The organism is Intrasporangium sp., assembly GCF_030452765.1.
Lineage (GTDB): Bacteria > Actinomycetota > Actinomycetes > Actinomycetales > Dermatophilaceae > Intrasporangium_A.
This window is the reverse complement of sequence record NZ_JAKDLO010000116.1, coordinates 1-14901: the sequence shown is the minus strand read 5'-3', so window position 1 is coordinate 14901 and position 14901 is coordinate 1. Positions and strand designations below refer to the sequence as shown.

Sequence of the window (14901 nt, the reverse complement as noted above, 5' to 3'; positions counted from 1 at the left end):
TGACCTACCCGGCCGACTGGCTCGACAGCGCCCGCCCCCGGGCCAGGTCCGGCGGCCACGACCACAACCCCGACCCGGTCACCCGACCCCACGGACCCGAACCAGACCCCAACGCCAGGACCGAGCCCGACGGCCACGATCACGGCGCGAACCCACCACCCTTCTGAGGGGAACCCGGCCCGGCGGCATACGCTCCGATTCATGGGCACACCACGCGTCGGGATCCTTGCTGTGCAAGGCGACGTCCGTGAGCACGTCGCCATCCTGCAGACGCTGGGGGCGCAGGCGGTTCTCATCCGGCGGCCCGCGGAGGTCGAGCCGATCGACGGGCTCATCATCCCGGGCGGGGAGTCCACCGTCATGGACAAGCTCGTGCGGGCGTTCGATCTGCAGGAGCCGCTGCGCAAGCGGATCGAGCAGGGCATGCCGGTCTTCGGTTCCTGCGCCGGGATGATCATGCTCGCCGACCGGATCAGCGACGGCGCGGCCGGTCAGCAGACCCTCGGCGGGCTCGACATCACCGTGCGGCGCAACGCCTTCGGCCGGCAGGTCGACTCCTTCGAGACCGAGCTCGACTTCGCCGGCCTCGCCCGCCCGGTGCACGCCGTGTTCATCCGAGCCCCGTGGGTCGAGCAGGTCGGCGACGACGTCCAGGTCCTCGCCCGGGTGGGGGAGGGTCCAGCCGCCGGTAAGATCGTGGCGGTTCGGCAGGGAGGGCTCCTCGCGACCTCGTTCCACCCGGAGGTGGGCACCGACCGCAGGATCCACGCCGAGTTCGTCAAGATCGTCAGTTCGCAAGCGTGAGGACACTGCATGAGCGGCCATTCCAAATGGGCCACCACGAAGCACAAGAAGGCTGCCATCGATGCCAAGCGGGGCAAGCTGTTCGCCAAGCTCATCAAGAACATCGAGGTCGCGGCCCGGCAGGGAGGCGGTGACCCGGCAGGCAACCCGACGCTCTACGACGCAATCCAGAAGGCGAAGAAGTCCTCCGTCCCCAACGACAACATCGACCGCGCGGTCAAGCGTGGCTCGGGTGTCGAGGCGGGCGCCGCCGAGTACCAGACGATCACCTACGAGGGCTACGCCCCCGGTGGGGTGGCGGTGCTCATCGAGTGCCTGACCGACAACCGCAACCGCGCCGCGGCCGAGGTGCGCACGGCCCTGACCCGCAACGGCGGACAGCTCGCCGACCCCGGGTCGGTCGCCTACGTCTTCCACCGCAAAGGCGTCGTCATCGTGCCCAAGGCCCAACCGAGCGGAGACGCCACCGAGGACTCGATCCTGGAGGTCGTCCTCGACGCCGGCGCCGAGGAGGTCAACGACAACGGCGAGACCTGGGAGATCGTCTCCGAGGCCACCGACTTCGTCGCGATCCGCGAGGCGGTGCAGCAGGCCGGGATCGACTACGACTCGGCCGAGGCGTCCTGGGTGCCGAATCTGCAGGTCCCGCTCGACCTCGACGGCGCCAAGAAGATGGTCCGGGTCATCGAGGCGCTCGAGGACAGCGACGACGTGCAGGACGTCTTCGCCAACGGCGACATCCCCGACGACGTCCTCGCCCTGCTCGACGACGAGGACTGAGCCAAACCGCCGCACAGGGACCGAGCACACAGATCGAGCACAGCGTCGTATGCCGCCCACCTCCGTCCCCACGACGGCGCGCCGGGTCCGGCGTGCCTCACGACGCAGCGCGGGCCCGAGCCGTACGGTGGGCCGAACACGTGTTCGGCCTTGGTGTGCTTGGTCGTGAGATGCGAAGGAGGTGCCGTCGGTGCGCGTCCTCGCGGTCGACCCCGGACTGACCCGGTGCGGTGTCGGCGTCGTCGACGGTGTGCCGGGCCGCCGGCTCGCGCTGGTCGAGGTCGGGGTCATCCGCACCCCGTCAGGCGACCCGACGCCGAGGCGTCTGGTCGCCATCGAGGACGAGATGCTGCAGTGGTTCGACCGGCACCGGCCGGATGCGGTCGCGATCGAGCGGGTCTTCGCCGACACCAACGTCTCGACCGTCGTCGGCACCGCCCAGGTGACCGGCATCGTCATGGTCCTGGCCGAGCGAGCCGGCCTGCCCGTCACGATGCACACGCCCACCGAGGTCAAGGCAGCCGTGAGCGGCAGCGGCCGTGCCGGCAAGGCCCAGGTGACGGCCATGGTCACGCGCCTGCTCGGTCTGCCCGCCGCGCCGCGGCCCGCCGACGCGGCCGACGCCCTCGCCCTTGCGATCTGCCACGTCTGGCGCGGCAGCGTGCAACAGCGTCTCGAGCAGGCGGCTGCGGCCCACGCCGGCCCGCCCGTCCCCCGACCCGGCTCCGGAGCGGCCAGACTATGATCGCCTCCCTGTCCGGCGCCGTCCTGACCGTCGGCCTCGACTCGCTCGTCGTCGGCGTCGGCGGGGTGGGCCTGCTCGTGCACACGACACCCTCGACGGCCGCGTCGCTGCGGGTCGGCCAGTCGGCCGACCTGGCGACCACCCTCGTGGTCCGCGAGGACTCGCTCACGTTGTACGGCTTCGCGAGCCCCGACGAGAGATCGCTCTTCGAGACCGTCCAGACCGTCTCCGGGGTGGGGCCACGGCTCGCTCTCGCCATGCTGGCCGTCCACTCGCCCGACGCCCTCCGGCGCGCGATCACGGCCCAGGACCTCGCGACCCTGACCAAGGTGCCGGGCATCGGCCGCAAGGGCGCCGAACGGCTCGTCCTCGAGCTGCGCGACAAGCTCGGCGTGCTCGCCGGCGAAGGGCCAGCGGCGACCGGCGGACCCGCCGCCACCGACGAGGCCTGGCGTACTCAGGTCCGCGAGGCCCTTGTCGGCCTCGGTTGGAACACCAAGCAGGCCGATGCGGCCCTCGACACGGTCGCGCCCCAGGCGGTGGAGGGGGCCGGGGTCTCGGCCCTGCTGCGTGCGGCCCTTCAGGAGCTCGGACGATGACGGACCGGGAGCAGGACGGCGTGGCAGCACAGTGGGACACCTCCTTCGACGCGACAGCCCGGATCGTCGACGATGACAGCAACGCCGACGAGCGCCAGGTCGAGGCGGCGCTGCGGCCGAAGCGCCTCGACGACTTCCCCGGCCAGGTCAGGGTCCGCGACCAGCTCGGCCTCGTCCTGACGGCGGCGAAGGGGCGCGGCACCCCGCCAGACCACATCCTGCTGTCCGGGCCTCCCGGGCTGGGCAAGACGACGCTGGCCATGATCGTCGCCGGCGAGCTCGAACAACCGATCCGGATCACGTCCGGGCCCGCGATCCAGCACGCCGGCGACCTCGCCTCCGTCCTGTCCTCGCTCGCGGAGGGGGAGGTGCTCTTCCTCGACGAGATCCACCGTATGTCGCGCTCGGCCGAAGAGATGCTCTACCTGGCGATGGAGGACTTCCGGGTCGACATCATCGTCGGCAAGGGGCCGGGGGCGACCGCGATCCCGCTCGAGCTGCCGCCCTTCACCGTCGTGGGGGCCACGACTCGGGCCGGGCTGCTGCCGGCGCCGTTGCGCGACCGCTTCGGCTTCACCGGGCACCTCGACTACTACGAGGCCGGCGACCTCGTCACGATCCTGCACCGGTCGGCCCGGCTGCTCGGGCTCGACGCCGACGAGGACGGCATCGCCGAGATCGCCTCGCGCTCGCGCGGCACGCCCCGGATCGCCAACCGGCTGCTGCGCCGCGTGCGTGACTGGGCCCAGGTGCACGGCGAGTCCCGTGTCACCCATCCGGCAGCCCAGCAGGCCCTCGAGCTCTTCGACGTCGACGCCCGAGGGCTGGACCGGCTCGACCGCGCCGTGCTCGATGCCCTGTGCCGGCGCTTCGGCGGAGGCCCAGTCGGCCTGTCCACGCTGGCCGTGGCCGTGGGGGAGGAGCCGGACACCGTCGAGACCGTGGCCGAGCCCTACCTCGTCCGTGAGGGCTTCATGGTGCGCACCCCCCGCGGCAGGGCGGCCTCGGCTCTCGCGTGGGACCACCTCGGGCTCGCCGTTCCCCTCGACGCACCGGGCCTCTGGTCGGCGACCCTTCCGCTCGACGAGCCCACCGGAGGCCGCTTCGGGACCTGACGCGCAAGCCAAAATTCTGACAAATCCGTCCCGTCGCCATAGACTCCTGCGGGCACCGCGCCGCAGTGCGCGGCACTTTCCGGTGCCACCGGTCGTTGACGCGACAGCCCCACATCCGTGAGGTGTCGCTCGCTGCCCGGACCGAAGACTCAGAAGGATTCAGAGCTGATGCTGAACTACGGCAACGAGGTCACCTCGTTGGTCCAGACCATGCCCACGCAGACCGGGTCGAGTGGCGGCGGGATGTCCACCCTGCTGATCCTCGCGCTGCCGGTGCTGCTCATCGTGTGGATGTTCTGGAACAACTCGAAGCGCCAGAGGGCCATGCGGTCGTTCAGCTCGTCGCTGTCGATCGGCGACGACATCATCACGAACGCGGGCATCTACGGCACGATCCGGCACCTCGACGACCACAGTGCCTGGGTCGAGGTCGCCGAGGGCACGACGCTGCGGATCGACCGACGCGCCATCGCGATGAAGCAGCCGGCCGCGACCGCGACGGACCGCGCGCCGGGACCCGACGCGGCAGGGCCCGCCGACGCGACCGGTCAGTGAGGTCGCCGTATGGCGCGTAGCTCGGAGAAGAGGTCGGCGACCCGGTCGCTGACCGCCCTGCTCGCCATCCTCATCGGCCTGGCCGCGATCACCGCAGGCCTGGCCCAATGGGGTGGTGGACAGTACAGCCCGCGGCTCGGTCTGGACCTCGAGGGCGGCACCGAGATCATCCTCGAGCCCGTCCTCACCGGCGGCCAGAAGGTCACGCCCGGGCAGATCAACCAGGCCGTCGACATCATCCGGCAACGCATCGACGCCAACGGCGTCGCCGAGGCCGAGATCTCGACGCTCGGTGGCAACAACATCGACATCGCGATCCCCGGCACGCCGACCCCGGAGCAGCTCGAGGCGATCCGCAAACCGTCCCAGCTGACCTTCCGGGCCGTCTTCGTGCAGACGGCGAACGTCCCCACGACAGCCCCGGCGCCGCAGGGCACCGCACCTGCCCCGGCCGCGACCGGCAAGGCGTCCGACACGGGCAAGGCATCCTCTCCCGCGCCGACACCCGCAGCGACGAGGACCGCGGCCAACGCCCCGGTACCCTCGGCGCTGCGCGCCGCCACGTCGTCCCCGACGGCCACCTCGACCGCGACGCCCGCCGCCCCCACAGCCACCGCGCCGCCGGCGCCGGCCGATCAGCCCGCCCAGAACGCCGCCCAGGACGAGAAGGCGATCGCCGCCCAGACGTCAGTGGGACTGGTCGGCCTCGGCTGGGACAAGAAGAAGGCCGACGCGGCCGCCACGGTGGTGGCCAAGAAGTTCGTCGCCCTCGACTGCTCGGTGTCCGGCGCCCTGGACAAGGTCGTCGACGACCCCGACCTGCCGATGGCGACGTGCAGCGACGACAAGACCTCGAAGTTCGTGCTCGGCCCGGTGGAGATCGCCGGCAGCGAGATCGCCGACGCCTCGAGCGGCTTCCAGACCGGCCCCAACGGGCAGCCGACCTCCATCGTGGAGGTGCGCCTCTCGTTCAACGCCGAGGGCGCCAAGACGTTCGCCGACGTCACCCGTCGCCTCTACGGCCTGAAGGACCAGCCGCCCCGCGACCAGTTCGCCGTCGTCCTCGACAAGTCCGTCATCACGGCCCCACGGGCCCAGGCGGTCATCACCAACGGGCAGGCCTCGATCACCGGCAACTTCACGGTCGACTCGGCCAAGCAGCTCGCCCAGCAGCTGAAGTTCGGCGCTCTGCCGCTGTCCTTCAAGCTGCAGACCCAGAACGACATCACCCCGCAGCTGGGGCAGGAGCAGCTCACGCTCGGTCTGCTCGCCGGTCTGCTCGGCATGCTCCTCGTCGTGATCTACTCGGTGTTCCAGTACCGCGCGCTGGCCTTCGTGACGGTGCTCTCGCTCGTGGTGGCAGCCGTCATGACCTATCTGGCCGTCACCATCCTCGGCACGACGCACGGCTTCCGGCTCACCATGGCCGGCGTCACCGGCCTCATCGTCGCGATCGGTGTCACGGCCGACAGCTTCATCGTCTACTTCGAGCGCATCCGTGACGAGGTCCGTGAGGGCCGGCCCCTCGTGGCCGCTGTCGAGACCGGTTGGAAACGTGCGAAGCGCACCATCATCGCGGCCGACGCCGTCAACTTCATCGCGGCGGTCGTCCTCTACGTGCTCGCGTCGGCGAACGTCCGCGGCTTCGCGTTCACACTCGGGCTGACGACGATCATCGACCTCGTGGTCGTCATGATCTTCACCCACCCGATGGTCCAGCTGCTCGCCCGCACCGAGTTCTTCGGCAACGGTCACAAGTGGTCCGGCCTCGACCCGGTCCGGCTCGGCGCCAAGGTCAGCCCGCGCTACCGCGGGGCCGGCCAGTTCGGCACCGGGCCACGCCCGGCGACCCGCGCCACAACGACAGCCCCGGGACTGCGCTCGGCCGACGGGAGGGGGCAGGCATGATCAACTTCGCCCAGGTCGGCAACGACCTCTACACGGGGAAGCGCTCGATCGACTTCATCCATCGGCAGAAGCGGTGGTACGCCTTCTCCGCGGTCATCATCCTGCTCGCCCTGGGGGGCATCTTCCTGCGTGGCCTCAACTTCGGCATCGAGTTCCGTGGGGGCACCGAGTTCCGGGTCTCCGGCGTCACCGCGACGCAGAGCTACGAGCAGAAGGCCAAGTCCGCCATCGCGCAGGCGGAGATCGGCGGCAACGTCAGCGCCAGCGTCATCGGCTCGAACACCATCCGGGTCCAGACAGAGGCGGCACAGGGCAAGACCGAGGCCGCCAAGGCGGACCTGGCCGAGGCATTCGGTGTCGACGAGGGGCAGGTCAGCGCCTCGCTCGTCGGGCCGAGCTGGGGTGCCTCGGTCAGCCAACAGGCGATCCGGGCCCTCATCGTCTTCCTCGTCCTCGTCACGATCGTCATGGCGGCGTACTTCCGAACGTGGAAGATGGCCCTCGCGGCCCTCATCGCGCTGCTGCACGACCTCGTCGTCACCGTCGGCATCTACGCCCTCTTCGGCTTCGAGATCACCCCGTCGTCGATGATCGGGTTCCTGACCATCCTCGGCTACTCGCTCTACGACACCGTCGTCGTCTTCGACAAGGTGCGCGAGAACACCGCCGAGGCCTTCCGGACCAAGCGGATGACGTATGCGCAGGCGGCCAACCTCGCGGTCAACCAGACCCTTGTCCGGTCGATCAACACGACGGTCGTGGCGCTGTTGCCGATCGCGGCGATCCTCTTCGTCGGGTTCACCTTCCTCGGCCCCGGCACCCTGCTCGACCTGGCGCTGGCGCTCTTCATCGGCATCGCGGCCGGTGCATACTCGTCGATCTTCATCGCGACGCCGCTCTTCGTCGACTTCCGGCGCAAGGAGCCGGCGATCGTCGAGCTCGACCGATACGTCGCTCGGCACGGGGTGCGACACGAGAGCATCGCCTCGTCGGAGGTGCCCACGACCATCGACGGGCAGGCCGTCGACACCGCGCCGGGGGCGGCCACCGGCACCCCGGTCCACACCCAGGCCCGGCCCGTGCACAAGTACGCCCAGGCCGGTCCGCGCAACCAGCCCAAGCGCGCGCCGAAGTCGAAGCGATGACGCCGATGGCCGGGTTGCCGGTCGAGCAGGTCGTCGCAGCCCGGCTGCGCGACGTGCCCGACTTCCCGAAGCCGGGCGTCCTGTTCAAGGACATCACCCCGCTGCTGGGCGACGGCGAGGCCTTCGGCGCGGTCGTGCGCGACGTCGCACGGCGGCATACCGGCTCCGTCGACATCGTCGTCGGCATCGAGGCCCGCGGGTTCATCCTTGCGGCAGCCGTCGCCTTCGACCTCGGCATCGGGATGGTGCCCGTGCGCAAGAGTGGCAAGCTGCCGGGGCAGACCCTCAGCCGTTCCTACACCCTCGAGTACGGGATGGCCGAGATCGAGGTGCACGCCGACTCGTTCCAGTCCGGGCAGCGCGTCCTCGTGGTCGACGACGTGCTGGCCACCGGCGGCACGGCGGCGGCCACCTGCGAGCTCGTCGAGAGTGCGGGGGCGCTGGTCGTCGGTGTCGAGGTGGTCCTCGAGCTCGGCTTCCTCGGTGGGCGCAGCAGGCTGGGGGCCCGCCGGCTGCACGCGATCCTCACGCTCTGACCGCCGCGCTCGCCTCTAGACTCGTGATATGAGCGAGGAGGTCCGTGGGGAGCTGAGCGCCCCGTCCCGGGTGCGCGCCCGGTTCGCCCGGTTCGGCGCCGCGCGGCCGTCCGGCAACCCGGTCCTCGAGCCGCTCATGGCGGCGGTCCGGCAGAGCCACCCCAAGGCCGACCTCACGATCATCGAGCGTGCCTTCGCGATAGCCGAGCGGGCCCACCAGGGTCAGCTGCGCAAGAGCGGTGACGCCTACATCACCCACCCTCTGTCCGTCACCACCATCCTGGCCGAGCTCGGTATGACGCCACCGACCTTGGCGGCCGCGCTGCTGCACGACACGGTCGAGGACACGTCATACAGCCTCGACGAGCTGCGCCGCGACTTCGGCGACGAGATCGCGATGCTCGTCGACGGTGTGACCAAGCTCGACAAGGTCACCTACGGTGAAGCCGCCCAGTCCGAGACCGTCCGCAAGATGGTCATCGCGATGGCGCGCGACATCCGCGTGCTCGTCATCAAGCTCGCCGACCGGCTTCACAACGCCCGCACCTGGCGGTACGTGTCGGAGGAGTCGGCCAAGCGCAAGGCCAACGAGACGCTCGAGATCTACGCGCCGCTCGCGCACCGGCTCGGCATGAACACCATCAAGTGGGAGCTCGAGGACCTCTCGTTCGCGACGCTCTACCCCAAGGTGTACGACGAGATCGTGCGACTCGTCGCCGAGCGGGCCCCGGCGCGTGAGGAGTACCTCGCCGGGGTCCGGGCCCAGGTGGAGCAGGATCTCACCGCGGCGAAGATCAAGGCCGTCGTCACCGGTCGCCCGAAGCACTACTACTCCGTGTACCAGAAGATGATCGTGCGCGGCCGCGACTTCGAGGACATCTACGACCTGGTCGCGGTCCGCGTCCTCGTCGACACCGTGCGCGACTGTTACGCCGCGCTCGGTGCTCTGCACTCGCGCTGGAACCCGGTCCCCGGCCGGTTCAAGGACTACATCGCGATGCCGAAGTTCAACATGTACCAGTCGCTGCACACGACGGTCATCGGCCCGCAGGGCAAGCCGGTCGAGATCCAGATCCGCACCCACACGATGCACCGCCGCGCCGAGTACGGCGTCGCCGCGCACTGGAAGTACAAGGACCAGGCGGTGAACGGCAAAGCGGGGGAGGCAGCGCCGCAGAACGACATGGCGTGGTTGCGTCAGCTGCTCGACTGGCAGCGCGAGACCGAGGACCCGGGGGAGTTCCTCGACTCGCTGCGCTTCGAGATGGGGGCCAGCGAGGTCTACGTCTTCACCCCCAAGGGCTCGGTCGTCGCCCTGCCGATGGGGGCAACCCCCGTCGACTTCGCGTATGCCGTCCACACCGAGGTCGGCCACCACTGCATCGGCGCGCGCGTCAACGGGCGCCTCGTCGCGCTCGAGTCGACCCTCGAGAACGGTGACGTCATCGAGGTGCTCACCTCGAAGGCCGACGGCGCGGGCCCCAGCCGCGACTGGCTGAGCTTCGTCAAGAGCCCGCGGGCTCGCAACAAGATCAAGCAGTGGTTCTCCAAGGAACGCCGTGAGGAGTCGATCGAGGCCGGCAAGGAGAGCATCGCCAAGACCCTGCGCAAGCAGAACCTCCCGCTCCAGCGGATCATGAGCCACGAGACGATGACCGCGGTCGCCAACGAGCTTCGCTACCAGGACATCGACGCCCTGTACGCCGCCGTCGGCGAAGGCCACGTGTCCGCGCAGCACGTCGTGCACAAACTCGTCGAGGCGATGGGCGGGGTCGACGGCGCGACGGAGGACCTCGCCGAGGCGACGGTCCCGACCCGAGCCACGAGCCGACGGCGCAGCGGTGACCCCGGCGTCGTCGTGGTCGGCACCCCCGATGTCTGGGTCAAGCTCGCCAAGTGCTGCACGCCGGTGCCCGGCGACCCGATTCTCGGCTTCGTCACCCGCGGCAACGGCGTCTCGGTGCACCGGGTCGACTGCACCAACGCCAGCTCGCTGACGGCCAACCCCGAGCGGCTCATCGACGTCGAGTGGGCGCCGTCCTCGGCCAGTGTCTTCCTCGTGCAGCTGCAGGTCGAGGCGCTGGACCGCAACCGGCTGCTCAGCGATGTCACGAGGGTGCTGTCCGACCAGCACGTCAACATCCTGTCGGCGTCCGTGCAGACCTCCCGCGACCGGGTCGCCCAGTCCCGGTTCACCTTCGAGATGGGCGATCCCGCCCACCTCGAGCACGTCATCAAGGCCGTGCGCAAGATCGACGGTGTCTTCGACGTCTACCGCGTCAACGGTGGACGCGGCAGCCAGACCCGCTGAGACCCGACCTCAGCCGCCGAACCTCTGGGCGGCCGAGCCGAACCGGCGCTCCGGGCCTCCCTCGCGTGCTGGTCGTCTCGTCTCCTCGGCGCTCCGGGCCTCCCTCGCTGGCGCTCGGTCGATCCTCACGCCTTGGGGTGTCGGTAAGAACGCTGTCATCAGATCCAAACGGGTCTGGTTTCTGCCGTCAGTGCGTACGACGACGGGCTGGCATGAGACGTGTGCCGCTTGATGTCGATGATCTTGTCGAGCACTGGGACGTTGCCGGAGGACGAGCGTTGGTCGCGGCCCTTGAGCAGCAACGGAACGGACAGTGACGTTACAGTAACAGCCCAGCTGGCCCGTCTTATCGTCGCTGGCCTTCGTATGCAAGGTGGAGCCCGTGGGGTTGGGCGGTGTCCTCCAGGGGGCTGGTCAGCCGGTGAGGTTCACGGTGCGGCAGAAGGTGGGGTAGAAGGTGGCGGCGGCCTCCAGGTCCGGGACCTTGCGCCAGTGGGCGGTCTCGTCCTTGTCCATCCCCCGTTCTGGGCGGCGAACTCGCGGGCGAACCTGCCGGTGTTGGCCTGGAACTCCCGAACGTGTCCCGAGCCGCAAAGTGGCGTTCGTTCAGTCGGGATCGTGCTCGTATGGCGGGGGCCTCGGCAGCAGTTGTCCGGGAGTCCACGTCGGGCTTGGTGAAGCTGTTGGAGGCGTACCGGGCGGGTCGGCCGGCGAACGCACTACATGGTCGCGCCGAATCGCCGCCGGGTCCGGCGTCACCCCGGCCTATCGTCTAGCGACACCTCGCGACACCTCGCGACGGCAGGCGATACCGCTGCTGGGCGCGTACGGCTACGGACCGCTGCCGCTTGCGCCGAGCCGGCGTCGAGGCGGCTGACCGGCTACGCCGCCGGCCTGGACAACGTCGGCAGTCCTCGGCCCGGATCGGCTGGTCGTCTCAGCTTTGGTCTTGTGTTGCGTTGGGCCGCGCCCGTAGCGGGTGAACCTTAAAGGGTTGTTAAAGAAGTTGGTGATTCTGCTGTGAACGGTCCGGTTCGTGTCCGATGATCGGCGGAGCCCGCGTGTGCGGGCGTCGTGTTGATGGTGTGGTTGCTCACCCGCGGTGAGCGTGTTCGTGTCGGCCGGGGTGACTCGGCCCGGTCAAGGGGTGGATGAGATGCGGTCGTGCTGGGCGCGGGCGAGCGTTGTGCTGCTGGCGGGTGGCGAGCCTGCTCGCGGTTGATGCCGGGGCCGCGGATGCGGGCGCGTTCACCGCCGCCGCCGCGGGCTTGGCGGCGGCGGCGCCCGCCGCGGCGGCCGCGGGGGGGCCGGCGCGGGTGTCGGAGGCGCCGGACGAGGTCTCGGCGCGGGTGACGGCGCGCGCGCGGGGCTCACGGGTGCAGGTCGCGGCGTTGCGGGATGAGACCTCCACGACGTGGGTCAACCCGGATGGCACCCTGACCACGGAGGCACACGGCGGCCCGATCCGGTTCCGTGACCCGGCCGGGGCGTGGCGGGATGTGGATTTGACGATGGTCCCCGGCCCGGATGGCACGGTCGGGCCCAAGAGCCACCCGTTGGGGCTCTCGCTGGCCGGCGCGTCGAGGGCCGCGGGCGGGACCGCGAAGGGCACCGGGGGCACCGATCTGGTGGTGACCAGGCAGGGCAAGGGCAAACGCGGGCAGAACCGCGCCGTGACGCTGGGCTGGGCCGGCACGCTGGGCACCCCGGTGCTGTCCGGGACGGCCGCGACCTACTGGGAGGTCAAGCCGGGCGTGGACCTGGTGGTGGAGGCCCGCCGCACCGGCTACGAGACGCACCTGGTGGTCAAGAGCCGGGCCTCGCTGAACGCGCTGCGCAAGACCGGCACCGGACCTGTCTCGTGGGAGGTCCCGGTGCAGACCGACGGGGTGAGCCCGCGTGCGGAGAAGGACGGGTCGGTCTCGTTCGTCGACGCCGACGATCAGGTGGTCTCGTTCGTGCCGGCCCCGCTCGCCTGGGATGACAAGGTGGACCCGCGCTCGGGCAACCCGGCTAGCGTGTCACCGGTGACGATGAGCGTGACCCGGCAGGGCCAGGGCAAGGCGGTGCTGACCTTGACCCCGCAGCAGGACTGGCTTTCCGACCCTGGGCGGGTGTTCCCGGTCACCATCGACCCGAGCTACGCGTCGGGGTCGATGACCACGATCAGCGACACGTACGTCTCGTCCGCCTACCCCACCTCCAACTACCGCAGCGAGACCACGTTGCGGGTCGGCACCTACAACGGCGGCGCGGACAAGCAGCGCTCGTTCCTGCAGTTCGACTTCTCCAAGTACAAGAACCTGGACATCGTCTCGGCGTCCCTCTCGCTGTACGAGACGTGGTCCTACTCGTGCACGGCCAAACCGTTCTACGTGCACGCCTCCGGGTCGAGCGACGGGTCGGTGACCTGGAACACCCAGCCCGGCATCGGCTCGCAGCACGGGACGCTGACGACCGCGAAGGGCTTCTCGTCGGCGTGCGCGGCCGACTGGGTCAAGGTGCCGGTCACCTCGCTGGTGGACTACTGGTCGGGCAACGCCTACTCGACCGGGTGGCTGCGCCTGTCCGCCTCCGAGACCGACTCGTACGGGTGGAAGAAGTTCTCCTCGCTGCAGACCGCCCAGGACCCGCACATCACCTTCACCTACAACCGGAAACCCAACCCGGCCGCTGCGCCGACCATGGACCCCACGTATACCCCCGCGTATCTGGACCCCCGAGACAGCACGACGTACCTGTTTACGACCGACTCGACGCCGCAGTTCTACTCCAAGGCCACCGACCCGGACGGGTCACGGGTGTCGGTGACGTTCGAGGTGTACAGCTCGACCGCCGGGACGAGCGCCTCCAAGGTGTCGTTCTGCGCGACCGGGGACGCGGCGGCCGGGGCGAGCGTGTCCTGCTCCCCGAGCACCGCGCTGGCGAACAACACGACCTACTACGTGCGGGCGGCGGTCAAGGACGAGCAGGGCCTGTGGAACGGCACCTGGTCGGCGTGGACCAGGTTCGCCACCGCGTACAACACCCCGCCGCCGGCGAGCATCTCGTGCCCGGGGTACACGAACGGGTCGTGGACCGACACCGCCCCGGCCGCGGATGTGGTGTGCACGGTCAAGGCCACCGGGATCAGCGGCGACTGGTCCACGCCGGGGTATGTGGACCTGATCGTCGACGGGGTCGCCAAGCCGCGGGTGAAGATCACTCCGACCAACGACCCGGCCGTTGTGGCCACGACGGTGACGATCCCCAAGAGCGCCGCCGGGGCGCACACGATCAAGGCGACCGCGATCGCGCGCACCCTCAAGGGTGCCGCGGCGGCGACGTACTCGTTCGGGTGGGGCGGCGCCTCGCTGAGCATGCCGGGCGCCGGGGCTGCCTCCTCGGGCAAGGTCGCGATCGCCGCCGGCGGGCCACCACGCGGGAGCGCGGCGTCGGTGACCGGCAAGGTCCAGTGGCGTGTCGCCGGGTCCGGCAACGAGGCGACCGGCTGGACCGACGGCCCGGGGCTGACCGTCACGAACAACGCCGGTGCGCTCCCGTCCGCGACCGACCCGGTCAAGGTCGCCTCGTCCTTCGCGTTGTCCTCGGCGGTGCGTGAGGCCGGGGCCGGCGCGGACCTGAACTCCCGGGTCCCGGTGCTGTTGGACGTGCAGGTGTGCTTCACCTACGCCGGCGTGGCCACCGCGCAGTGCACCTGGTCGCAGACCCAGCGTTCGGTCACCCGGATCCCGCACGCCTTCGGGGGCGGCTACCCCACCGCGGACGCCGGCCCGGGACAGGTGGCGTTGTTCACCGGCGAGTTCAACACGAGCGCGACCGACGTGTCCGTGCCCGGCTACTCCGGCGAGCTGGCCATGTCACGCTTGCACACCAGCTTCGATGGTGACGGCACCGTCGCCGGCTGGCCGCCCGATCCGGTCACCGGGGTGTTCGGTCCGGGCTGGAGCGCCTCCCTGCAGGGACCCGAGGCCGGGGCGGCCGGGTTGCAGGTGATCGACAACACCCGCACCGATGGCACCATCGTGCTGCTCGACGAGGAAGGCGACCCGCTGGTCTATCAGACGCCGACCAAGAACCGGGCGTACAAGGTCACCGCCGACGGCGCGGCCAAGGCCGCGTACCTGCCGGCCACCACCGACACCGCCGCGGCCGCGGCCGGCCTGGCCATCACCAACACCACCGCGGCCGCTTCCGCCTCGATGATCATGACGCTGACCGAACAGGACGGCACCGTGACCACCTGGGCGCCAGTGACGTACTCGGCGTCCGCGGACACCGACTGGGTGCCGGTCTCGGTGAACGAGCCCGGGCAGGTCGGGTCCACCACGTACGGGCACGACGCGGCCGGGCGGGTGACCCGCATCGTGGCCGCCGTCCCGCCCAACAACGCCACCCCGGCC

General features: G+C 70.3%; 11 protein-coding genes. All 11 read left to right on the top strand.

What is annotated here, in order from left to right:
* Nucleotides 1–201 precede the first annotated feature (201 nt).
* On the top strand, nucleotides 202–804 hold the full coding sequence (pdxT, locus tag L0H79_RS14500) for a pyridoxal 5'-phosphate synthase glutaminase subunit PdxT (RefSeq protein WP_301485343.1): 603 nt from the start codon (nucleotides 202–204) through the stop codon (nucleotides 802–804).
* A 9-nt stretch (nucleotides 805–813) separates the two neighbouring features.
* On the top strand, nucleotides 814–1584 hold the full coding sequence (locus L0H79_RS14495) for a YebC/PmpR family DNA-binding transcriptional regulator (RefSeq protein ID WP_301485342.1): 771 nt from the start codon (nucleotides 814–816) through the stop codon (nucleotides 1582–1584).
* A gap of 190 nt (nucleotides 1585–1774) precedes the next feature.
* The gene (gene ruvC / locus L0H79_RS14490; RefSeq protein ID WP_301485341.1) at nucleotides 1775–2329 is read left to right on the top strand and encodes a crossover junction endodeoxyribonuclease RuvC; all 555 of its coding nucleotides are present in this window, start codon (nucleotides 1775–1777) and stop codon (nucleotides 2327–2329) included.
* Nucleotides 2326–2928 (top strand): Holliday junction branch migration protein RuvA, encoded by a 603-nt coding sequence (gene ruvA, locus L0H79_RS14485; protein ID WP_301485340.1) that lies wholly within the window; start codon nucleotides 2326–2328, stop codon nucleotides 2926–2928. Before ruvC ends, ruvA begins: the two co-directional genes overlap by 4 nt.
* A complete protein-coding gene (gene ruvB, locus L0H79_RS14480; RefSeq protein WP_301485339.1) occupies nucleotides 2925–4043 on the top strand; it encodes a Holliday junction branch migration DNA helicase RuvB in 1119 nt (372 codons plus the stop codon). Before ruvA ends, ruvB begins: the two co-directional genes overlap by 4 nt.
* 168 nt (nucleotides 4044–4211) lie before the next feature.
* A complete protein-coding gene (gene yajC / locus L0H79_RS14475) occupies nucleotides 4212–4598 on the top strand; it encodes a preprotein translocase subunit YajC (RefSeq protein ID WP_301485338.1) in 387 nt (128 codons plus the stop codon).
* Between the two features lie 9 nt (nucleotides 4599–4607).
* Nucleotides 4608–6506 (top strand): protein translocase subunit SecD, encoded by a 1899-nt coding sequence (gene secD, locus L0H79_RS14470; RefSeq protein WP_301485337.1) that lies wholly within the window; start codon nucleotides 4608–4610, stop codon nucleotides 6504–6506.
* Nucleotides 6503–7651 carry a protein translocase subunit SecF gene (secF, locus tag L0H79_RS14465; protein WP_301485336.1) on the top strand — a complete coding sequence of 383 codons (1149 nt, stop codon included), beginning with the start codon at nucleotides 6503–6505 and terminating at the stop codon, nucleotides 7649–7651. The genes secD and secF overlap by 4 nt, the downstream gene beginning before the upstream one ends.
* Nucleotides 7648–8187, top strand: coding sequence for an adenine phosphoribosyltransferase (locus L0H79_RS14460; RefSeq protein WP_301485335.1), 540 nt, complete (start codon nucleotides 7648–7650; stop codon nucleotides 8185–8187). Before secF ends, L0H79_RS14460 begins: the two co-directional genes overlap by 4 nt.
* Before the next feature lie 28 nt (nucleotides 8188–8215).
* A complete protein-coding gene (locus L0H79_RS14455; protein ID WP_301485334.1) occupies nucleotides 8216–10498 on the top strand; it encodes a bifunctional (p)ppGpp synthetase/guanosine-3',5'-bis(diphosphate) 3'-pyrophosphohydrolase in 2283 nt (760 codons plus the stop codon).
* Nucleotides 10499–11697: 1199 nt separating this feature from the next.
* Nucleotides 11698–14901: DNRLRE domain-containing protein (locus L0H79_RS14450; protein WP_301485333.1), on the top strand; the 3204-nt coding region annotated here is incomplete at its 3' end.

Bases quoted from the DNA above. Each gene is read 5' to 3' on its own strand.
- L0H79_RS14460 (WP_301485335.1), top strand. From the start codon at position 7,648: ATGACGCCGATGGCCGGGTTGCCGGTCGAGCAGGTCGTCGCAGCCCGG.
- ruvA (WP_301485340.1), top strand. From the start codon at position 2,326: ATGATCGCCTCCCTGTCCGGCGCCGTCCTGACCGTCGGCCTCGACTCG.
- L0H79_RS14495 (WP_301485342.1), top strand. From the start codon at position 814: ATGAGCGGCCATTCCAAATGGGCCACCACGAAGCACAAGAAGGCTGCC.
- ruvB (WP_301485339.1), top strand. From the start codon at position 2,925: ATGACGGACCGGGAGCAGGACGGCGTGGCAGCACAGTGGGACACCTCC.
- L0H79_RS14455 (WP_301485334.1), top strand. From the start codon at position 8,216: ATGAGCGAGGAGGTCCGTGGGGAGCTGAGCGCCCCGTCCCGGGTGCGC.
- pdxT (WP_301485343.1), top strand. From the start codon at position 202: ATGGGCACACCACGCGTCGGGATCCTTGCTGTGCAAGGCGACGTCCGT.
- secF (WP_301485336.1), top strand. From the start codon at position 6,503: ATGATCAACTTCGCCCAGGTCGGCAACGACCTCTACACGGGGAAGCGC.
- yajC (WP_301485338.1), top strand. From the start codon at position 4,212: ATGCTGAACTACGGCAACGAGGTCACCTCGTTGGTCCAGACCATGCCC.
- secD (WP_301485337.1), top strand. From the start codon at position 4,608: ATGGCGCGTAGCTCGGAGAAGAGGTCGGCGACCCGGTCGCTGACCGCC.